19 protein-coding genes are annotated in these 20,509 nt (G+C 70.7%); 12 read left to right on the forward strand and 7 right to left on the reverse strand.

Going from position 1 to position 20,509, the window contains the following annotated elements:
- Nucleotides 1–23: 23 nt before the first annotated feature.
- On the reverse strand, nucleotides 24–581 hold the full coding sequence (locus ACU436_RS15530; protein ID WP_459025832.1) for a flavin reductase family protein: 558 nt from the start codon (nucleotides 579–581) through the stop codon (nucleotides 24–26).
- A gap of 208 nt (nucleotides 582–789) precedes the next feature.
- Here ACU436_RS15530 and ACU436_RS15535 point away from each other — a divergent pair, with 208 nt between their 5' ends.
- From ACU436_RS15535 to ACU436_RS15560, 6 genes are read left to right on the forward strand one after another with little or no spacing between them, the layout of a single operon-like run.
- Nucleotides 790–2,445: a flavin-containing monooxygenase gene (locus ACU436_RS15535; protein ID WP_459025834.1), complete on the forward strand. Its 1,656-nt coding sequence runs from the start codon at nucleotides 790–792 to the stop codon at nucleotides 2,443–2,445.
- Entirely contained in the window at nucleotides 2,429–3,364 is a 936-nt protein-coding gene (locus tag ACU436_RS15540; protein ID WP_459025836.1) for an alpha/beta hydrolase, read from the forward strand. Before ACU436_RS15535 ends, ACU436_RS15540 begins: the two co-directional genes overlap by 17 nt.
- 22 nt (nucleotides 3,365–3,386) lie before the next feature.
- A complete protein-coding gene (locus ACU436_RS15545; RefSeq protein WP_459025838.1) occupies nucleotides 3,387–4,211 on the forward strand; it encodes an IclR family transcriptional regulator domain-containing protein in 825 nt (274 codons plus the stop codon).
- A 12-nt stretch (nucleotides 4,212–4,223) separates the two neighbouring features.
- Entirely contained in the window at nucleotides 4,224–4,688 is a 465-nt protein-coding gene (locus ACU436_RS15550) for a barstar family protein (RefSeq protein WP_459025840.1), read from the forward strand.
- Nucleotides 4,685–5,098, forward strand: coding sequence for a guanyl-specific ribonuclease (locus ACU436_RS15555; RefSeq protein ID WP_459025842.1), 414 nt, complete (start codon nucleotides 4,685–4,687; stop codon nucleotides 5,096–5,098). Before ACU436_RS15550 ends, ACU436_RS15555 begins: the two co-directional genes overlap by 4 nt.
- Entirely contained in the window at nucleotides 5,095–5,583 is a 489-nt protein-coding gene (locus ACU436_RS15560) for a SixA phosphatase family protein (protein ID WP_459025844.1), read from the forward strand. Before ACU436_RS15555 ends, ACU436_RS15560 begins: the two co-directional genes overlap by 4 nt.
- A 114-nt stretch (nucleotides 5,584–5,697) precedes the next feature.
- Here ACU436_RS15560 and ACU436_RS15565 read toward each other — a convergent pair whose 3' ends face one another.
- Together ACU436_RS15565 and ACU436_RS15570 are read right to left on the reverse strand one after the other, a co-directional pair.
- Nucleotides 5,698–6,072: a hypothetical protein gene (locus ACU436_RS15565; RefSeq protein ID WP_459025845.1), complete on the reverse strand. Its 375-nt coding sequence runs from the start codon at nucleotides 6,070–6,072 to the stop codon at nucleotides 5,698–5,700.
- Complete coding sequence (locus ACU436_RS15570; protein WP_459025847.1) at nucleotides 6,069–8,030, reverse strand: M13 family metallopeptidase; 1,962 nt, start codon at nucleotides 8,028–8,030, stop codon at nucleotides 6,069–6,071. Before ACU436_RS15570 ends, ACU436_RS15565 begins: the two co-directional genes overlap by 4 nt.
- A 227-nt stretch (nucleotides 8,031–8,257) precedes the next feature.
- Here ACU436_RS15570 and ACU436_RS15575 point away from each other — a divergent pair, with 227 nt between their 5' ends.
- Together ACU436_RS15575 and ACU436_RS15580 are read left to right on the forward strand one after the other, a co-directional pair.
- Nucleotides 8,258–8,923, forward strand: a complete 666-nt coding sequence (locus ACU436_RS15575) for a hypothetical protein (RefSeq protein WP_459025849.1) — start codon at nucleotides 8,258–8,260, stop codon at nucleotides 8,921–8,923.
- The gene (locus tag ACU436_RS15580; RefSeq protein WP_459025851.1) at nucleotides 8,920–11,196 is read left to right on the forward strand and encodes an N-6 DNA methylase; all 2,277 of its coding nucleotides are present in this window, start codon (nucleotides 8,920–8,922) and stop codon (nucleotides 11,194–11,196) included. Before ACU436_RS15575 ends, ACU436_RS15580 begins: the two co-directional genes overlap by 4 nt.
- A gap of 12 nt (nucleotides 11,197–11,208) precedes the next feature.
- On the opposite strand, the gene ACU436_RS15585 is transcribed toward ACU436_RS15580, so the two are convergent.
- On the reverse strand, nucleotides 11,209–11,577 hold the full coding sequence (locus ACU436_RS15585) for a Na+/H+ antiporter NhaC family protein (protein ID WP_459027005.1): 369 nt from the start codon (nucleotides 11,575–11,577) through the stop codon (nucleotides 11,209–11,211).
- A gap of 416 nt (nucleotides 11,578–11,993) precedes the next feature.
- Here ACU436_RS15585 and ACU436_RS15590 point away from each other — a divergent pair, with 416 nt between their 5' ends.
- Nucleotides 11,994–14,819 carry an SUMF1/EgtB/PvdO family nonheme iron enzyme gene (locus ACU436_RS15590; RefSeq protein WP_459025853.1) on the forward strand — a complete coding sequence of 942 codons (2,826 nt, stop codon included), beginning with the start codon at nucleotides 11,994–11,996 and terminating at the stop codon, nucleotides 14,817–14,819.
- Here the strand turns inward: ACU436_RS15590 and ACU436_RS15595 are convergent.
- Both ACU436_RS15595 and ACU436_RS15600 read right to left on the reverse strand, forming a co-directional pair.
- Complete coding sequence (locus tag ACU436_RS15595; RefSeq protein ID WP_459025855.1) at nucleotides 14,801–15,610, reverse strand: class I fructose-bisphosphate aldolase; 810 nt, start codon at nucleotides 15,608–15,610, stop codon at nucleotides 14,801–14,803. The genes ACU436_RS15590 and ACU436_RS15595 overlap by 19 nt on opposite strands.
- A 115-nt stretch (nucleotides 15,611–15,725) precedes the next feature.
- Nucleotides 15,726–16,349 (reverse strand): hypothetical protein, encoded by a 624-nt coding sequence (locus ACU436_RS15600; RefSeq protein WP_459025857.1) that lies wholly within the window; start codon nucleotides 16,347–16,349, stop codon nucleotides 15,726–15,728.
- A gap of 196 nt (nucleotides 16,350–16,545) precedes the next feature.
- Here ACU436_RS15600 and ACU436_RS15605 point away from each other — a divergent pair, with 196 nt between their 5' ends.
- The gene (locus ACU436_RS15605) at nucleotides 16,546–16,761 is read left to right on the forward strand and encodes a hypothetical protein (RefSeq protein ID WP_459025859.1); all 216 of its coding nucleotides are present in this window, start codon (nucleotides 16,546–16,548) and stop codon (nucleotides 16,759–16,761) included.
- Nucleotides 16,762–16,776: 15 nt separating this feature from the next.
- On the opposite strand, the gene ACU436_RS15610 is transcribed toward ACU436_RS15605, so the two are convergent.
- Nucleotides 16,777–17,220 (reverse strand): pyridoxamine 5'-phosphate oxidase family protein, encoded by a 444-nt coding sequence (locus ACU436_RS15610; RefSeq protein WP_459025861.1) that lies wholly within the window; start codon nucleotides 17,218–17,220, stop codon nucleotides 16,777–16,779.
- 188 nt (nucleotides 17,221–17,408) lie between these two features.
- Here ACU436_RS15610 and ACU436_RS15615 point away from each other — a divergent pair, with 188 nt between their 5' ends.
- Together ACU436_RS15615 and ACU436_RS15620 are read left to right on the forward strand one after the other, a co-directional pair.
- On the forward strand, nucleotides 17,409–19,019 hold the full coding sequence (locus ACU436_RS15615; protein WP_459025862.1) for an ABC transporter substrate-binding protein: 1,611 nt from the start codon (nucleotides 17,409–17,411) through the stop codon (nucleotides 19,017–19,019).
- An 89-nt stretch (nucleotides 19,020–19,108) separates the two neighbouring features.
- On the forward strand, nucleotides 19,109–20,479 hold the full coding sequence (locus tag ACU436_RS15620) for a Rieske 2Fe-2S domain-containing protein (RefSeq protein WP_459025864.1): 1,371 nt from the start codon (nucleotides 19,109–19,111) through the stop codon (nucleotides 20,477–20,479).
- Nucleotides 20,480–20,509: the final 30 nt, after the last annotated feature.

Genomic DNA, 20,509 nt, shown 5'->3' on the forward strand with positions numbered 1-20,509 from the left:
CCTTCCGCGTCGGTGGAGTCGGGTCAGGCGGCGTGCGGCCGCAGTGGCGTGAAGGTGGTGGAGGCGTCGAACCAGCCGGCCTCGGGGCAGTCGAGGGAGCCGGCCCAGTGGACGCCGGTCTCGGGCGCCCGCAGCTCGCGGAACGCGCCCGCGTGGAACACCAGCGGCTCGGCATCGGTGACGTCGAGGTGGTCGACCTCGCCGATCACGATGAGGTGGTCCCCGCCGTCGTAGGTGCGCCACGGCCGGCAGGAGATGGTGGCGGCGTTGCCCACCAGCGCCGGCGCCGTCGGGCCGTCGGCCCACTCCGGCTCCGGCTCCTGCGGGCGCCCCGCGAAGTGCAGCGCGGTGTGCAGTTGCGCCGCGGCCAGCACGTTCACGGCGAAGCCCGCCGCGTCGAGGTACTGGCACGCCTTGGACCTCCGCGTCAGCGCCACCTGGCACAGGGCCGGCTCGAGGGACACCGCGGTGAACGCGTTGACCGTGGCCCCGTGCGGCCTGCCCTCCCCGTTCCGGCAGGTCACGACGGTCACCCCGGTGGCGAAGCGGCCGAAGGCGTCCCGCAGCCGGCGCTGGTCCATCACGCACCTCCTCGTGCGAGTACGCTATGCGTACAACAAGAACGCTCTGCGTTCAATACGGAAGAGAGTGCACCCGGACGCGCCTCGGGTCAAGCCCGGGAGAAACCCGCCGCAGGATGAACCTCTTTTTTGCCCGGCACCCCTCCCGGGGACGGTCGCGGTGACGCATGCTGGGGACGGACCGGATCGTCGGACGAGGGAGTCGGATGTGACCGTCACGTCGGGAAAGCCCACGGAAGAGCTCGATGCGGTCGTCGTCGGGGCCGGGTTCTCCGGGTTGTACATGCTGCACCGCCTGCGCGAGCTCGGCCTGTCGGCGCGGGTGTTCGAGGCCGCGGGCGACGTCGGGGGCACGTGGTACTGGAACCGTTACCCCGGCGCACGGTGTGACAGCGAGAGCATCTACTACGTGTTCTCGGACCACTTCTCCGAGGAGCTCCTGGAGGACTGGACCTGGAGCGAGCGCTACGCCGCACAGCCCGAGATCCTCGGCTACCTCCGGCACGTCGCCGACCGGTTCGACCTGCGCCGCGACATCCGGTTCGACACGCGGGTCACCGCGGCGGAGTACGACGAGGCGACGAACCGCTGGGAGGTCCGCACCGACGACGGCGGCCGGGCGACGGCGCAGTTCCTGATCACGGCCGTCGGCTGCCTCTCGGTCGCCAACCTGCCCGAGTTCCCCGGCCGCGAGACCTTCGAGGGCACCTCGTACCACACCGGGCACTGGCCGCACGAGGGCGTCGACTTCACCGGGAAGCGGGTGGCGGTGATCGGCACCGGCGCCACCTCGGTGCAGGTCGTCCCCGAGATCGCCGGCGACGTGGAGCGCCTGTACGTGTTCCAGCGCACGCCGAACTACGACATCCCGGGGTGGAACCGCCCCCTCGACGAGGAGTACGTGCGGAAGACCAAGGAGTCCTACAAGGAGCTCTGGCAGCGGATGCGGGAGTCGCCGCTGGGCCTGCCCTACGACGTCGCGGAGCGTTCGGCGCTCGAGGTCGACGCCGAGGAGCGCCGCCGCGTCTACGAGGCGGCCTGGGGGAAGGGCGGCTTCCGGCTCGGCGGGGAGACCTTCACCGACCTCCTGACCGACGAGGAGGCCAACGAGACCGCGTCGGAGTTCGTCCGCTCCAAGATCCGCGGGATCGTGCGCGACCCGGAGATCGCCGAGCTGCTCGCGCCGAAGGACCACCCCTTCTTCACGAAGCGCCCACCGCTCGAACACGGCTACTACGAGGCCTTCAACCGGGAGAACGTGGAGCTGGTCGACGTCCGGCGCTCACCGATCGAGGAGATCACCCCCGCCGGGGTGCGGACGCGGGACGGTGAGTACGAGGTCGACAGCATCATCTTCGCGACCGGCTTCGACGCGATGACCGGCGCGCTGTTCAAGCTGGGCGTTCGCGGCAGGGGCGGGGTCCCGCTCACCGAGAAGTGGGCGGAGGGGCCCCGGAGCTACCTCGGGCTCGCCGTCCACGGCTTCCCGAACCTGTTCACGCTCACGGGCCCGCAGAGCCCTTCGGTCCTCACGAACATGACCGCCGCGATCGAGCAGCACGTCGACTGGGTCGCCGACTGCGTCGGGTACATGCGCGAGCGCGACGTCGACCGGATCGAGCCGCTGCCCGAGGCGGAGGACGGCTGGGTCGACCACCACCACGAGGTCGGTGACGCGACGCTGCTGCCGAGGACCAACTCCTGGTGGGTGGGGGCGAACATCCCGGGCAAGCGCCGCACCCTCTACCCCTACCTCGGCGGTCTCGGGGTCTACCGGGAGCGGTGCGACGACATCGCCGCGAACGGCTACGAGGGCTTCGCCCTGAGCCGCAACGGGGAGGTGCGCGATGCCGTTGAAGCCTGACGTGCAGGCCCTGCTCGAGGCGTTCGAGGCCCAGGGGGCGCCCCCGTTCGACGAGATGAGCGTCCCGCAGGCGCGGGACGCGATCGGGGCGTTCCGGGACCTGCAGGGCGAGCCCGAGCCGGTCGGCGAGGTCCGGGACATCCTCGTGCCCGGTCCGGCCGGAGACCTGCCGGTCCGCGTCTACCACCCCGAGCCCGGCACCGCGCTGCCGCTGCTGGTCTACTTCCACGGCGGCGGCTGGGTGGTCGGGAACATCGAGGTCGTCGACAAGCCGTGCCGGGCGCTGGCCAACGCCTCGCGGTGCGTCGTCGCGTCGGCCCAGTACCGGCTGAGCCCGGAGACGAAGTTCCCGGGTCCCGCCGAGGACTGCTACGCGGCCACGAGCCGGCTCGCCGAGCTCGCGGGCGAGCTGGGTGCCGACCCGGCCAAGGTGGGCGTCGGCGGCGACAGCGCAGGCGGGAACCTCGCGGCCGCCGTCGCCCTCATGGCTCGGGACCGCGGGGGGCCGCGCCTCGCCTACCAGCTGCTCATCTATCCGGTGACGGCGCCGGCGCGGGGCACGACGTTCGCGTCCTACCGCGACAACGCCGACGGGTACATGCTGACGCGGGGCAGCATGGAGTGGTTCTGGGACCACTACCTCCGGTCACCGGAGGACGAGAAGAACCCGTATGCCGCACCCCTGCACGCCCCCGACCTCAGCGGGCTGCCGCCGGCGATGGTCGTCACCGCGGAGTTCGACCCGCTTCGCGACGAGGGCAGGGCCTACGCCGAACGGCTGCAGGAGGCCGGGGTCGAGGTGAACGCCAGGACGTACCCCGGCGTCATCCACGGCTTCTTCTGGATGGCCGGCGCGATCGGCGACGGCCGCACCCTCGTCGCCGAGATGGGAGCGGAGCTGCGCTCTCACCTCGGGTGACCGGGGTGCGAGGATTGCCGGGATGACCGGCACGGAGAGCGAGCGGGACTACATCCAGAGCATCGAGCGCGGCTTCGCGGTGCTGCTCGCCTTCGACGAGGACCTGCCCAACCCGTCCCTCGCCGAGCTGGCCGCCGCCACCGGCCTGTCCCGGCCGGCGGTGCGCCGGATCCTGCTGACGCTGCAGCGGCTCGGGTACGTGCTCGCGGAGGGGCCGCGGTGGCGGCTGACGCCGCGCGTGCTCTCCATCGGCCAGCACTACTCCGGCTCGCACGTCATGATCGAGGCCGCCCAGCCCCACCTGCTCGCGCTCGCCGAGCAGACCGGGGAGTCGGCCTCCCTCGCCGCGCTCGACGGCACCGAGGTCGTCTACGTCGCCCGGGTACCGGTGCGGCGGATCATGAGCATCAACGTGTCGATCGGCTCGCGCGTCCCCGCGCACGCCACGTCCATGGGCCGGGCGATCCTGGCCTGGGCGCCGGAGGCGGTCGTCGAACGGGTCGTGGCGGAGTCCGGCCTGCGGGCGTTCACCGCGCACACGATCACCGAGCCGGAGGGTTTCCGCGCTGCTCTGCGCGCGGTGCGCGAGCAGGGCTGGGCGATCGTCGCGGAGGAGCTGGAGGAGGGCCTGCTGTCCGCGTCCGCGCCGGTCCGCGACCGGTCCGGGGCGGTCGTCGCGGCGCTCGCGTCGTCGACGTCCAGCGGGCGCTCCGATCCGGAGCGGCTGGCCCGGGAGGTGGTTCCGCTGCTCGTGGGGACGGCGGATCGGATCAGCGCCGACCTCGGGCACCGGGCGGGCTCGACGCGCCGTTCCGTGGTGCTGGAGGGGCGGGACGGGTTCTTCTGATCCAATGGGCGCATGGATCGGACCGCACGGGTGCGCGTCGCGACGCTCCTGCCCGGCCTGACCGGCCGCGGGGTGCTGCTCGCCGCCCCGATCGATGCCGAGCGCGTGCGCCGGACCCTGTCCGGGAGCGGGTTCGCCGTGGCCGAGGTGTCCGGGCCGGCGGTCGGGATGCGCGAGGCGCAGGCCGCGATCGCACGGGCCCTGCGGCTGCCGGAGACGGCGGGCCGCAACCTCGACGCCCTGGTCGACTCGCTGCGCGACCTGGCCACGTGGTGGCCCGACGACGATCGGGTGGTGTTGTTCTGGTCCGGCGCCGAGCAGCTGGTGGAGGGGGATCTCCCCGGCTTCCTCGCGCTGACCGAGATCCTGCGCGGCGCCACCGACGACCTGTGGCGCGGCGGCGAGCCCGGCGACCGGCAGTTCGAGACGGTCGCGTTCGTGCGCCGGCACGGTGTGCGGGCGTTGGGGGAAGCATGATCCGGATGGTGCTCGGCCTGCTGCTGGCCGTGGTCGCGCTGACCGGTTGCCAGGCGGCGCCGAGCGCGGCGCCGCCCGCCGCCGGCCCGGCCGCCACCGGCGCGGTCGACGACGGCATGCCCGACTGCGCCGTCGCGGACCTGCCACCCGAGGCGCACGAGGTGGTCGACGACGTCGAGGCGGGCGGGCCGTACGAGCACCCGCGCAACGACGGCGTCACGTTCGGCAACCGCGAGGGCCTCCTGCCCGACGAGGACCGTGGCTACTACCGGGAGTTCACGGTCGAGACGCCGGGGTCGAGCGACCGGGGTGCCCGCCGGATCGTCACGGGTGGGCCGGACGAGCGCGATCCGCAACACTGGTACTACACCGACGACCACTACGAGAGCTTCTGCGAGTTCGTACCGTGAACGAGGACGCCCACCGGCTCGTGGTCGTGCGGCACGCGAAGTCCGCGTGGCCGGACGACGTGCCGGACCCGGATCGGCCGCTGAACGCGCGCGGCCGGCGGGATGCGCCCGCCGCGGGCCGGTGGATCCGGGAGCGGGTCGGACGCCTCGACGCGGTGGTCTGCTCGCCCGCCACCCGGACCCGGCAGACGTGGCGGCTGATCTCGGCCGAGCTCGACGAGCCGCCCTCCCCGGTCGTCGACGACCGGGTGTACGCGGCGCCGGTCGAGACGCTGCTCGCGGTCGTGGCCGAGCTCCCCGATGACGTCGGCGTCGCGCTCCTGCTGGGGCACAACCCCGGCGTCGCGGAGCTCGTCGCGGCGCTGACCGGCGAGGAGCCGGAGATGAAGACCGCAGCGATCGCGGTCGTCGACCTAGGCGGCTCATGGGCCGACGCCGCCCCGGGCGTCGCGAGGCTGGCCGACCACGCGACGCCCCGCGGCTGACCAGCTGCTCGGCCCGGCCGTCCCGGAGAGTGTCAGGGCGACCGCACACACCGGGTGTGGACCGCGCACAGCGCCGGGCATGTGTCCCGTCCCGACTCGGTGTGTGCGGTGGCCCTAGTCCTTCAGCCAGCCGTACGCCGTTTGGCGCGAGATCCCTAGCGCCGTTGCCATCGCGCTGAGCTCCAGGCCCTGCTGCTTGCCGGCGCTCAGCAGCTCTCGCTGGCGGGCGCGCATCTCGTCGATGCGCTCGGCGACCTCCCGCATCTGCTCGAGCAGCGCCTCGGCCTCGGGCCCGGCGCCGGACCGGCTGCGCCCGACGCCCGGCCGCGGGTACCGGCGCACCTCGCCGGCGTCCCACTGCCTGCGTCCCTGCGCGTCGGGCTCCGGGAGCGGCTGCGGTGCCTGGTCCCGCGAGACGTAGCCGAGCCACGTCGCCGGCTTCACCCCCCACGCGGCCGCGCACTCGGCGCTGGTCCAGCGCTCGGTCACCAGATCCGCACCCGCTCCGCAGGCGCCCGGTAGAGCGCGTCGCCGTCCCGCACGCCGAACGCCTCGTGGAACGCGTCGAGGTTCGAGACGACCGCGTTGCAGCGCTGGTCCGGCGGCGAGTGCGGGTCGACCGCGAGCCGCCGGACCGCCTCGGCCTCGCGCGTGACGATCCGCCACACCTGCGCCCAGCCGACGAGCACCCGCTGCAGCCCGGTGAACCCGTCGATCGTCGGTGCCTCCGTGCCGCCCAGTGCGATCTCGTACGCCTTGAGCGCGATGGTCAGCCCGCCGAGGTCGCCGATGTTCTCACCGACGGTGAGCGCCCCGTTGACCTTGTGTTCGGGCAGCCCGGCGGGGGAGAGCACGTCGTACTGCTCGATCAGCGCCTGGGCGCGGCGCTCGAACTCCGCGCGGTCACCCGGCTCCCACCAGTCGGTCATGTTGCCGTCGCCGTCGTACTTGGAGCCCTGGTCGTCGAACCCGTGCCCGATCTCGTGGCCGATGACGGCGCCGATCCCGCCGTAGTTGGCCGCGTCGTCGGCCTCCGCGTCGAAGAACGGCGGCTGCAGGATCGCGGCCGGGAACACCACCTCGTTCATGCGCGGGTGGTAGTAGGCGTTGACGGTCTGCGGCGTCATCAGCCACTCGTCGTGGTCGACCGGCCGGCCGATCTTGGCGAGCTGGTAGTCGGTGTTCCAGGCGCCGGTGCGCAGCGCGTTGCCGAGCAGGTCGTCGGCCCGGACCTCGAGGGCCGAGTAGTCCTTCCACTTCTCCGGGTAGCCGATCTTCGACCCGAACTTGGCGAGCTTGGCCAGGGCCCGCTCGCGCGTGGCCGGGCTCATCCAGTCCAGCTCGCCGATGCTGCGCCGGTAGGCCTCGACGAGGTTGGCGACGAGCTCGACCATCCGGTCCTTCGCCGCCGCGGGGAAGTGCCGCTCGACGTAGAGCCGGCCGACGGCCTCCCCGACCGCCCCCTGGACGACGCCGACGCCGCGCTTCCACCGCTCCCGCAGCTGCGGGGTGCCCGACAGCGTGCGGCCGTGGAAGTCGAAGTCCTCCTCGACGATCGCCTCGGTGAGGTAGTCGGCGCAGGCGGAGGCCGTGTGGATCGCGAGCCACTCCTGCCACTGCGACAGCGGCCGCTCGGCCCACAGCTTCGCGGCCGCGGCGACGAAGCTCGGCTGCCGGACGATGATCTCGTCGAAGGCGCCGTCCGGCGCGCCGAAGGCCGCGAGGAACGGCTCCCAGTCGAACTCCGCGGCGTTCTGCCGCAGCGCCGGCAGCGTCATCAGCGTGTAGGTCTTCTCGGCGTCGCGGTTGGTGACGCGGTCCCACGAGGCGGCCGCGAGCGCGGTCTCGAGGTCCAGCACGCGCTCCGCGAGCCCGGCCGGGTCGGGCAGCCCGACGAGCTCGGCGAGGCGCGCGAGGTGCGCGAGGTACGCCGTGCGGATCTCGGCGTAGGCGTCCTCGCGGTAGTAGGACTCGTCGGGCAGCCCGAGCCCGGACTGCTCGAGCTGCACCAGGTACCGCGTGGCGTTCTTCGGGTCGGTGGAGACGAACGCGCCGAAGAGCGCCGTGCGGCCCTCCCGCTGGCGGCGGCCCAGCACGGCGGCGAGCGCCGCCCGGTCCTCGGCGGTCGCGACCTCGTCGAGGAGCGGCTCGAGCGGCGCCGTCCCCAGCGCCTCGACCCGCTCGACGTCCATGAACGACGCGTACAGGTCGGCGATCCGGCGTGCGTCGGTGCCGGGCGCGCCGTCCGCCTCCTCGACGATCGCGCGCACGTCCTCCTCCGCCTTGTCGTACAGGGCGCGGAACGCACCGTCCTGCGCGCGGTCGTCGGGGATCGCGTGCGTGCGCAGCCACTGGCCGTTGACGTGGGAGAACAGGTCGTCCTGCGGACGGGTGGCGGGGTCGACCCAGCGGAGGTCGAGCCCGGAGCGGGATGCCGAGGTCGTCACGGCGCCCATCATGCCCGTAGGTGTTCCGGCGTCGCGGGCCCGTTATTCACAGTTTCGAGTACTGCAGTGCTTGACTTGGACTAGGCGCGACGCTAGCCTTGCCCTTAGCGGGGTGATGGCACGAGGGCCTGGAAAAGAGCTTGCCCCGGGCGGCATGCAGAAGCAGGGGCGACCCGGGGCTTACGGGCCCGAGTGTAGCACTGCCTGCTCCGGCGACCCTCGATCGGATGGTGGAGGACGCCATGAGTACCCAGCCCCCCGCATGGGTCGACGTCGTCCTCTCGACGCCGCGGTTCACACCCTACTTGGCGGCCACTGGGGGAAACGCCACGGCGGCGATCGAGCTGGAGTGGTGGAACCTTGAGGTGGCCGCCGCGTTCGTGGTGCCGCTCAATCGCCTCGAACTGGCACTGCGCAACGCGCTCCACAGCAGTCTCGCCTCGAAGTTCTCCCGGCAGGACTGGTGGCATTCGGCACCGCTCGACGTGAACGGGCGGCGGAAGGTGGCGGATGCGAAGCGGCAATTGGCCCAGCTCCAGCGGCGGCCGGAGGTTCCCGACGACGTCGTTGCGCAACTGACTTTCGGGTTCTGGGTCTCATTGATCAGCAGTAGGTATCACCGAACGCTCTGGACGCCGGCTCTGCATCGCGTGTTCCCGGGCGCGGCCCGCCGCGCCCTGCACCAGGACTTCTCGAACGTCCTCGTGCTGCGCAACCGGATCATGCACCACGAGCCGATCCACCATCGGCACCTCGATGCCGACCACGACACGGTTTACCGTCTGCTCGGCCTGTTGTCGCCGGCGATCATCGCTGAACTGGAGTTGCGCGACCGTGTGCCTGATCTCCTCGTGCGGCGAAGTGCGATCGGGACCCGCGGTGGTGTCGGATGACGCGAACTCCCCAGTGGGTTTCTGCCGTGGACGTCGCGAGGCGCGCCGGAGTCGGTTCTGCCGCTGTCAGCAACTGGCGGAAGCGGCATCCGGACTTTCCAGCGCCCAGGCGGGTGGGTGCCACGGAGATGTTCGTATTCAGTGAGATTGCCGAGTGGTTGGGATCCCGGCGCATCCCGAAAAACGCGTTGGGGCCCGATGAGCTACCCGGAACCACCTACGGTGACCGCTTCCTGCTGCAGGGTCGCTCGACGGAGGCGGCACGGACCGCCGGGTCGATTCCGGTGCGCCCCGGGTCGGACCTCGCCCAGCGGGTGTGGTCCGCCTTTGTAAAGGCGCGGGGGACGCTCGACATCGATTCAGCGTTCGACCTGCTCGTGGCACTCCTGATCATCAGGATTCGAGCTTCGACGCACTGGCGTCAACTGAAGCATGATGGTCGATCTGATCTTCTGCGTTTCGGGCTGGATCATGTCTTGCGAGATCTGGCAAACGGGTCGGTGCCCGTGCATCTCCCGGACCCGGAGTGGGATGCCGGCGGAGACGAGTCGATTTATCGATTCATTCACGTGCTCGACGAGCTCGAGATGCCGGGCGATCGGGGTGGCGTGATTCACTTCCTTCTCGAATTGCAGGCGCTCATGGCGTCGGCCACTGCGCGTGGCGGCGACACCCACACGCCGCGCTCGGTGGTGCGTGTCATGGTCGGTGTGGCGGATCCAATCTCATCGGATCGTGTCTACGACCCGTTCTGTCGCTCCGGGGAGCTGCTTCTCGGTGCTGTCCTGCACGCGGAACGCGGAAATGCGGTAACGGCGACCGCAGCCCTGACCGGTCATGCGGTGAACCAGCGTTACGTGCGACGTACGTCGATGGCGGCGGCGCTGGCCGGTGTCAAGATGACCATCAGCTCATCGATGGCGCTCGACGCCGACCTCGACCATGAGAAGTGGTTCGACGTCGTGCTCGCGAATCCGCCGTTCAACCTGACCGATTGGCGCTCGGAGACTCGAACGGACAGCAGGCGTTGGCCGTACGGCGAGCCGCCCCGGCACAACGCAAACTTCGCATGGCTGCAACACGCGGTGACGGTGCTCCGGCCCGGCGGCCGAGCCGCAGTCCTGACGGCGAACGGCGCCACCTCCAGTCAGAACCCAGCCGAAGTCGCGATCAGGGAGCAAATGGTGGAAGCGGGTGCCGTCGAGTGTGTGATGGCCCTTCCGCCGGGTTTGTTCGCCGCCACCGGCATCCCGGTTACGCTCTGGGTGTTGCGGGCGCCTCGGCAGGTCTCGACCGAGGTGCTATTCATTGACGCGACGCTGCTGGGATCGACGGGTGACCGTAGACAGCGCGTACTCGGCGACGATGACATCGAGCAGATCGTCAGTGCATATCGGGATTCTCGAGGCCGCGGCGGATCGGTGGCACGCGAGCTGCCGCCAGGATTCGCTCGGAGTGTCCACCTCGAGGAGATTCGTGAGCGGCGTTTCGTGCTCAACCCGCGTTCGTACATCGCGACCCGGGCGGACGCGGCGAGCGCATCGTCCGCCCGGTCGATCACCGAACTGAGACTCGAGCTGGCCGAGATCAGAAACCGGGCAGGTGAGCTCGACCGGTTGCTTGACTACAGCGTCACGCGCGTCGATGAGAAGCAGGTCGACGGCCGGCCAGAATCTTCGCTGGGCTGGCAGAGGGCACTGTTGGGTGACATCTGCGATATCCTGGCCGGTCCCGGGCACGTTGCGAGGACGATGGGGCGCAGAACGCCGCAGCGACTCGTCGTCCCGCGCACCATCCGCTACAACGGCCTGGTCGGTGACACCGAGTTCGTGACGGAGCGCGAGGCCGCGAGATTGACCCGATATCGGCTGGAACAGGGTGACGTCGTCTGTGTCCGCACCGGTGAACCGGGTAGGAGTGGGCTGGTCGGTCCAGGGCAGCAGGGCTGGTTACTGGGGCCCGGGTGCATCCGCCTACGCCCCCGGCGCATCGTCGATTCCTCATACTTGGTGTACTGCCTCGGAGCACCGGCGGCTCGGGACTGGATAGATCGGAACCGCACTGGGTCGGCCATCAATTCCATCAGCACCAGGACCCTGGGCGATCTGCCGATCATGCTGCCTCCGACGTCTGTGCAGCGAGACATCGGTGAAGTCCTCGGTGCGCTCGACGCGAATGCCATGCTCCACGACCGGATCGGATCGATCGTCGTCGAGCTTCGGGAGCGCCTACTTGCCGCGCTGATGAGCGGGGCTGCCGGGATCGGGGAATGACCGGCGCCCGGTTCAGCCGCTGGACTCCGGCGCGGGTAGGGCCCCGATTCGGGTCGAGCGCATCCAGAGCACACCGACCGCGAGTGCGGTGACCAGCCCGGCCGCGCCGTTGCCCGTCACGCCCAGCACGACGTAGCCCACCGCGGACGCCGCCGCGACCAGCGCGAACGGCAGCTGTGTGGTGACGTGGTCGACGAGCTGGATGGCGGATCCGATCGAGGACAGGATCGTGGTGTCCGACAGCGGGGAGGTGTGGTCGCCGAAGATCGCGCCGGCGAGCACGGCGCTGAACATCGGCACGAGCAGCCCGGGGTCGAGGGCCACGGCGATCTCGCCCGCGATCGGGAGCAGCAGACCGAACGTCCCGAAGGTGCTGCCGATCGAGAAGGAGGCGGGAGCAGGGACAGCAGCGACGGTTCCACGGCGACTCCTCGTCGTTGAGGAGTGGTCCGATGGTTAGCCAGAAACCCCGTCAGGTCAAGGGAGCTGCGCCGCGATGTAGGGCCGGCAGGGCGTCGGCCGCCGCGGCCCAGCCGCGCGAGCAGCGCGTGCCGTCGGCGAGATGCCATCCCGTCGATCGAATGGAAGAATGCCTGTCGAGCCGTTCGCCGGCGACGGCCGGCGCCCCGGACGATGTTGACAGGAGGGCGTTCTTGCCTCCAGCGACGACGTTCGGTATCTGGGGCGACAGCCCGCTCGCAAACGAAGAACTGCGCGCTCGCCTTCGCGCGGCCGACCGGTCCGCCGAAGTTGTCACCCCGACACGAAATCAGCCGTTCGATTGCCTCGTTGCGGTAATGCGTCAACCGCTGACGGCGCGCGGTGCGTCGGAGTGGCTCCGGCTGGCGAACCTCGCCGCGGTCGACATCGCCGTCGTCACCGGTGAAGCTCGGGACGGGCAGCACGCGGATCTCCCCGTCGGCCCGGGCATCGACTGGAACGGCGACGTCACCGACATCCGTCGGGTGGCCCGCTGGATCGCCGACGTCGAACCGTACCTGGCGGAGTTCCCCCGGTCGGTGGTGCCGACGGTGGTCCCCATCGCCGACGCCGGCGTCGGCGGTGTCTGCGCCACCTCGTCCGAGCTGGTCAGGCTCCTGCAAGCGGGGCACGCCCGATTCGTCGCGGCCACCCCGGGGCTCATTGCGGAGATCCGGGACAACCGGCCCGCCCGCAGCCGTGAGGCGTTCGCGCTGAGAACGGTCGTCAATTGGTCGTTCGACCGCCGCGATCGCATTGTCGCCGAGCTGCCGTTGCGAATACTGGGCCTGGGCGCAAACGCGTCAGCACCGATCAGCCACTCCTTGCACGACCTCCTCTCCGATCCGCGCACCGCGAGCCTGGTGACGGTCATCGGCGAACCCGGTAGCGGCAAGACGTTGCAGCTCAGGCAGCTCAACGCCCAATGCGCGCTCGATGTCCTGCGCTCTCCGGAGAACGGCAGACCGCTCGAGACGTTCTACGCGCCGCTGTTCGACCACCCGCCCGGCCGGGCGATCGACCTGGCCTGGGTCGAGGAATGCTGGAACCGCGTCGTCGACTCCACCGCGTGGTGCACCTTCCCGGAGTTCCTCGCCGACGGGGGAGCCGTGATCCTCGACGGCTACAACGAGGTGGGGGCGCACTCGCAGGCGCTCACCCAGTGGATGTTGGAGTGGAGGGCCGTCGTCGCGGGCTGCTTCCAGCTCGGAGCGCGCCGCGTCGTGGTGTCCTGCCGCACCCGCGACCAGCTGATCCCCCTGCACAGCGCCCGCGGGGAGGAACCGACGGCGGTCGAGCTCTCCCCGGTGACGGCCCGCCAGATCGTCGCGATCGCCGCGGGGCGCGGGGTCGACGTCGCGCTCGACGTCCGCTCCGCGATCACCGAGGACCCCGAGCTCGCGGAGTTCTACTCCAGCCCCTTCCGGCTCCAGACCTACCTCGATGCGGGCGTGGCCCCCATCGCGAGGACGGACGCCCGCCTCTTCGGCAACGCGATCGCCGCGGCGATCCTGCGGGAGCGCGACCAGCTCCACTTCCATCCCCGGCTGTTGCCCGAACGCGCGATCGCGGCCCTCGTCACCACCCAGGGGCGCTCGGGCGCCGACCCGTGGCCGCTGCTCGCGGACGTGCCGCTGATCCGGGTGCTCGCCGGCCTCGCCCGCACGATGAGCCGTCCGGCCGACACGGCGGGCAGGACGCTCGACCGGGTCCGGACGCGGGCCGCGATCGCGGACGGGCTGCAGGAGGAGGGCCTCGCCGAGCCGGCGCCCGCCGAGGTCCTCGACGTCGCGATCGACCTGCACATGCTCGTCGAGGACGAGCGTCGCTCCTACGGCTTCTCGCATCGGATCGTGCGGCAGCTCCTCGCCGCCCTGACGATGGAGACCGACCGCGTCCTGGAGCTGATCCACGCAACGGCGGGGCCCGGCGCGGCGGACGCGGTGCCCGGGCCCGAAGCGCGGGACTCGGCAGGCGACACGGAGGGGATGGCGTCCGCGGCAGCGCAGCTGCACGGCGAGGACTTCACGCTGAAGCTGGCCGCCGCCGACCCGGTGCTCGCCGCCCGGGCCCACACCGCCGCACGCCTCGACGGCGACTCCGAGACCGGCCGCTCGATCCGCCTCGCGCTGCGTGGCCTGCTCTCCCGCGCCGACACGGTCGTCACGTCGATCGACGCGATGGAAGCGCTCGCGGGGATGGGGTGGAAGAACCCGGCGCCTCGACGCGGCGACCCCACCTCCGCCATGCACCGCGTTCCCGGCGGGGAGTGGCGGCTGGGTCCGGGCATCGCGGTCCCGGACGTGGACCTCGCGAAGATCAGCTCCGCGGTGGCGAGCGAGCGGCGGACGATCGAGCTGAAGCCGTTCTGGATCGCCGATGTGCCGGTGACGAACGCGGAGTACGCGGAGTTCGTGGCGGCCGGCGGATACCACGAGCGGGAGCTGTGGACCGATGCCGGGTGGGACTGGAGGTCGCGCAGGGACACGGTCGAGCAGTTCGTGCTGAACTGGATGCGCAAACGGGACACGCTGCGCGGGCATCCCGAGCGCATCGTGCGGCTCCTGCGCGACCAACTGGCGAGCCCGGCCCAAGCCGCAGCACTGGTTCGGTTCATGGACCTCGGCGACGACGACCTGGCCCGGTACGCGGGCGAGAACTTCCGGCGTCCCATCGAGGCGCCGCGGTTCTGGTCGTACCGCGGCCCCACGTCGGGGCTGCATCCGGTCATCGGGATCTCCTGGCACGAGGCAAACGCGTTCTGCGCGTGGAAGTCCCTGGAGCTCGGCGAGCTCGTGCGGCTGCCGAGCGAGGACGAGTGGGAGGCGGCCTGCGTGTGGCGGCTCGGCCGGGCGCCCCTCGACGGCCCGATCAACTCGATCGAGTACGGAGTCGGCGGGACGAGCCCGGTGGGGGCGTTCGAAGCCGTCGCGCGGCCCGGCGTCGAGATGCCGAAGGACCTGATGGGCAACTGCTTCGAGTGGACGTTCGACTACTACCGGCCGGGCGACCACATCCGGCGCGTCGTCAAAGGCGGGTCGTGGCGCCAGGAGAAATGGCGGGCCCACCCGGCGTATCGGGGCCGGGGCGACGTGAACATCCGCACGGACGACGTCGGCCTCCGCTATGTCGTCGGGGAATGATCCGCGCCGGAGCAGCACTTGGTGTAGGCGATACCGAGCCGATCCCGTAGCTCGACGAGGAAGGTCGCCGGGTCCTTCCGCTCGAAGATCTGGCGACCGAACGCCACCCCCCGGGCCCCGACCCGGACGGCCGCCTCGGCCCGGTCCAGGACCTCCTCGGTCGGGTCGTACTCCTCCCCGGCGATCAGGACCGGCACCCCGCAGGCCCCGTCGACGACGCGGCGGAAGGATTCCGCCGTGCCCGTGTACACGGTCTTGACCACGGACGCGCCGAGCTCGGTCGCCACCCGGACCGCGTGCGCGACCTTGAGGGCGAAGGCGTCCGGATCCGCGGCGCGCAGGCCGAAGTAGTTCTCGTCGCTGCCGTCCTCGCGGACCCCCCGGGGGTAGGTGATCGCGACGACCGGCATCCCGAACCGGCGGGCCTCGGCGACGACGCTCCCGAAGCGCTGGATCATCTCGTTCTCGCTGGGTGCGCTGAAGTTGAGGTGGCACGCCACCGCCGTCGCGCCGAGCCGCAGCGCGTCGGCGATCGACATGACGGTCACCTTGCGGGTGTGGTCACCCGTCAGGGTGCTGGCCGTCAGGTTGACGACGAGGGGGGTGCGCACGAGTTGGTCACGGCACCGGGACAGCGTGCCCTCGAAACCGAGCACGGCGTCCAGTTGGGTCACCACCTCGGGGACGAACAGCTCGCGCGGGTCACCCAACAACCCTTCCGGGCCGGCGATCAATGCGTCGTCGACCGGGTGCCACACGGCCGGCGCATCCGCCGGCAACAGGCGGGCCATCGCCCGAAAGTGACCGTCGCTTCGATCCATTTCCGCCGCCTAGTGCCGGGATACCGGAGACCGTTCATGATTTGGCCGCCGTCGTGAGGAGTACGCCGAGGGTATCCGCCTCAAATCATCCGAGAATATCGGGGGTATCGAACGTCGTGATCACCTCGAGGGCCTCGCCGACGCCGAACTCGCGCGCCATCTCGCGTAGCTGCTCGAGTATCGCCGCGTCGTCGGCCGACGGGTCCTGCGCCAGGGCGAGCACGGCCGCAGCGCTCGTCCGCACCAGCGGGTCGGCGCGCGGCTCGACGGGCACCCCGAGATCCAGAAGCACCCGGCCCAGGCGCAGGCACGCCTGCCGGCGTTCCCGGCGGAAGGCCGCCTCGCTCACCCCGCGGCGGCGGCGCAGCGCCGCATCCAGCAGCTCACCCGGGCTCATCGCGGGGATCGTCGTCGGGGACTCCCCGAAGAACAACTCGGTCAGCAGGCGCCCGTCCTCGGGGCGATCGTCGCTGAGGTCGGCGATCCCCAGCCGGATGAGGGTGCCGATGACGACACCGCGATCCGCCGACGTCCGTCGGCCGGCAGGGGAGCTCTTGAGGCCGAGGCGTTCGAGCACCGGAAGCTCGACGGGTGGCTCGGATCCGAGCGCCGCGTCGAGGCGCCCGAGGCCGCGGCGCCGGCATCGGACGAGCTCGTCCGCCACGATCCCGGGCGTCACACCCCCGTGTGGATCGCTGTCGGCGCTCACTGTGCGATGATGGCACGGCACCGGGCATGCGGTCCTCGGCCGGCCGATGAACCGTCACTACTTTCCGGTTCTGTGTCACTTCTGACGTTTAGGTTCGACGAGGTGCTGCGCCCGCGTGTCGGTGGCGTCACTTCCTCGTCACATCTGCGCCGCAGTCGATCTGGAACTGCACACCGGGCGCGCCGACCATGGTTCCATGGCCGATAACCTGATCCTTTTCATCCTGCTCACCGGAATGGCGTTCGTCGCCGGCGTCGCCGTCACCCTGATCGTCTCGGAGCGCTCGCTCTCCGCCCGGCAACGCCGTCAGGCGTTGCGGGAGCGCGAGCTCGCCGAGTTCAGCGCGTTCATCAACGACCGGCTGGCCCTGCTGGCACCGGGCCGGGACCCACGATCCCGCGGTGGACCGTGAACCGGGCCGGATCCGTCAGCGCTCGCGCTTCATCGAGACCATGGTGCCGCCGACGGTGCCGCCGGTGACCTCGTCGAGGTCGATCAGGATCGCGAACCCCTTGCGTTCGGGGTCGTGGTCGCGTTCCGCCTGCGCGCTCGCGTCGTAGACCGCGGTGCGCGTCTCGGCGTCGTCGGCGACGCGGGCACTGCCGGAGAACACGTAGGTCGTCCGCGTGTCCGAGTCGCGGTACAGCAGGCCCACCGCGGGGTTGCGGGTGATCGCCTCGACCAGCCCGGCGCTCTTGCGCACCCAGAGCGCGAGCTGGTCGGGCCCGTGCACGTGGGTGGAGCCGCGCAGCGACATGCGGGGCCTGCCGTCGGCGACGTAGCTCACGACGATCGGCTTGCCGCTCGTCAACGCCGAGTCGACGCGCTCGATCATCTCATCGGTGAGAGTGATGCCCAGTCCGGTTGTCACGGCGCTCCGGTCCTTTTGAGTAGACTTGCAGAGTCGCCATGACGGTAGGCGCGTCGTGCGCGGAGCAGAAATTCCTATTGTTTCTGCCGCGGTATCACTATTGTTGATGGCCGCCGATCTCGTTGACACTCGGGCCCGATTTCAGTTAGCTGGGACAACCTTTGCGGCTCGATGAGGAGTGCTGGTCGATGCGGTTCTGGCGACTGTGGTCCGCCGTGGCGACGATCGCAGTTGTCGTGCTGGTGGCGTCCTGTGGTGCGGCACCGGGGATCGGGCGGGTCGACGACGCGCCGCCGCTCGGTGCCGTCAACCCCTACGGGGGCGATCCGGCGGCCGACGGTCCACCGCAACGCGGCGGGACTCTCGTGATGGGCGGGACGGCGGAGGCCACGAGCTTCGACCCGACCGTCCTGAACGGCAACTCCGCGGCCAGCGCCGTGTACGACTCGCTGATGCGGATGACGCCGGACGGCGGCGTCGAGCCGTACCTGGCGCAGTCGATGGACACCCAGGACGGCGGCCGGACGTGGCTGCTGCGGCTGCGGCCGGGCGTCCGGTTCCACGACGGCACCGACCTCGACGCGAACGCAGTGATCATCAACGTGCAGCGGCACATCGACACGCCCACGTCACCCGGTCACGGCGGCGCGATGGCGATCCGGTCGATGCGTGCGGTCGACCCGCTGACGGTGGAGTTCGCGCTCACCGAGCCGGTCTCTGAGTTCTCGATGCTCTTCGCGCTGTCGTTCACCGAGGGCGCGCTCGGCATGATCATCTCGCCGGCCGCGTTGCAGCGGTACGGCGACGACGTCGGCAACCACCCCGTCGGCGCGGGCCCTTTCAAGTTCGCCGAGTGGGTCCGGGACTCCAAGACCGTCCTCGTCCGCAACGACGACTACTGGCAGCCGGACCTGCCCTACCTCGACGGTCTGGAGTTCCGGCCGCTGCCGGACACCGAGTCGCGGTACGCGTCGGTCCAGAACGGCGACGTCGACCTGATCTTCGCCGGCTACAACCAGGAGCTCGTGCGCGCGCTCGACGACCCGAACCTGGAGGTCTACTACGGCCCTGGCGACGGCGGGGAGTTCCTGCGGTTCAACTTCGCGCAGCCGCCGTTCGACGACCACCGGATGCGGGAGGCCGTGATCCGGGCGCTCGACATGAACGCGCTGGCCGTGAGCCAGTACAACGGCCGCCTCGTACCGGCGAAGAGCCTGTTCGGCGACGACAGCCCGTACCACACTCAGGCGGCGTCCGACGCGTGGCCGACCTACGACCCGCAGCGTGCGCGGCAGCTCGTCGACGAGTACCGGGCCGACGGCGGCAACCCCGACTTCACGTTCACCACGAGCACGAGCCGGGTCCAGTTCGCGGAGTTCGTGCAGGCGCAGATGGCTGCCGTGGGTATCACGATCGAGCTGAAGTTCTACGACCTCGCGGAGTTCACCTCCACGGTGACCCAGAGCGGGAACTTCCAGCTCACGACGTGGGTGGGTGAGGTCAACACGGCGTATCCGGGCGTGGGCAGGCTGCTGGGCACCGGTGGCAGCGCCAACCACGGCGAGTACTCGAACCCGGAGGTGGACCGGCTCCTCGACGTCGCGCGCGTCAGTCCCGACGCCGCGGAGCGGACGAGGGCCTACCAGCAGGTCGAGCTGCTGAGCGGCCGGGACCTCGCGGTGGCGTGGTTCAGCCGCACCTACCGGTCGACGATCGCCCGCCGCGAGGTCAACGGGGTCGACCGCTACGCGCTCGGGACGATGTGGTTCGCCACCGCATGGCTGGCCCAGACCGACTGATCGTCGACAATTTTGTTGACACTACTTCAGACAATCTGTTTAGCTATAGCAAACGTATCGAGGAGCGGTGGCTTCGGAGAGGGGCGACGATGCTGTCAACCGAGGACAACGAGCTGCTCACGCGCGTCGGGCCCGGCACCCCCATGGGGCAGCTGTTGCGTCGCTACTGGACGCCCGCGCTGCTGGCGACCGAGGCGCCGCTCCCCGGCGGCGACCCCGTCCGCGTGCGCCTGCTGGGCGAGGACCTGGTCGCCTTCCGCGACCTGAACGGCCGGGTCGGGCTGATCCAGGAGAACTGCCCGCACCGCGGCGCCTCGCTGTACTACGGCCGCAACGAGGCCGGGCCGGACGGGACCTGCGGGCTGCGCTGCCCCTACCACGGCTGGCAGTTCGACGCCGACGGCCGCTGCATCGACATGCCGAGCGAGCCGCCCAGCAGCTCCTTCAAGAACCGGGTCACGGCCAAGGCCTACCCGACGCACGAGTCCGGCGGCCTCGTCTGGACCTACATGGGCCCGCCCGACTCGATGACCCCGTTCCGCGACTTCGGTTCCGAGACGCTCGCACCGGAGCACGTCCAGGCCACGAAGATGCACACCACCTGCAACTGGGTGCAGGCGATGGAGGGCAACCTCGACACGTCGCACATCTCCTGGCTGCACCAGTGGGCCGGTGCCGCGGACCTCCCGGACGACGGCTCCGACAAGCCCGGGTACCCGTCGAACCCCTCGTCGTGGAAGTTCTGGCTCCACGACCGCGCGCCGCGGCTCGAGGTCGAGGACACCTGGTACGGCTTCAAGTACGTCGGCATCCGCACCACGCCCAACGGGAACAAGCACGTGCGGATGAGCGCCTTCTGCTTCCCGTACCACACGGTGATCGCGACGGTCCCGTTCGGCGTGCGGCACGGCATGTTCGTCCCGATCGACGACCACAACACCTGGCGGATCAGCTTCACCACCCGGGTGATCGACAACTCCCGCGGGGTGGGCGGGGCGCCGCTGTTCTCGGTCTCGCCGTTCAAGCTCGCCCGCGGCGAGGTGGACGGGGACGGGATCGTCCCGCGCGAGTACACCGCGGAGAACGAGTACGGGATCGACCGCGACGAGCAGCGCACCACCACCTTCTCCGGCATCGCGGAGTTCGCCAGCCAGGACCTCATGGCCACCGAGTCGATGAAGCCCATCTACGACCGCACCCAGGAGCGCCTCGGCACCACGGACAAGGCCATCATCCGCATGCGCAGGCTGCTGCTGGACGCGGCCAAGCGGGTCGCCGCAGGCGAGTCGGCCCCGGCCACGGCGCCCGACCTCGACTACCTCACGATCCGCTCGGCCGAGAAGATCCTCGAGCCGGACGAGGACTGGCGCGTGCTCGGCACGAACGACGACCCGCTCGTGCGCGAGATGGACGTCCACGGCTTCCGCGACCGCGACCGCGAGCCGATCGCCGGGAGCTGAGGCACGGCCACGGCTGGGCGTAGCGTCCCG

The organism is Pseudonocardia wallangbongensis (assembly GCF_054486945.1).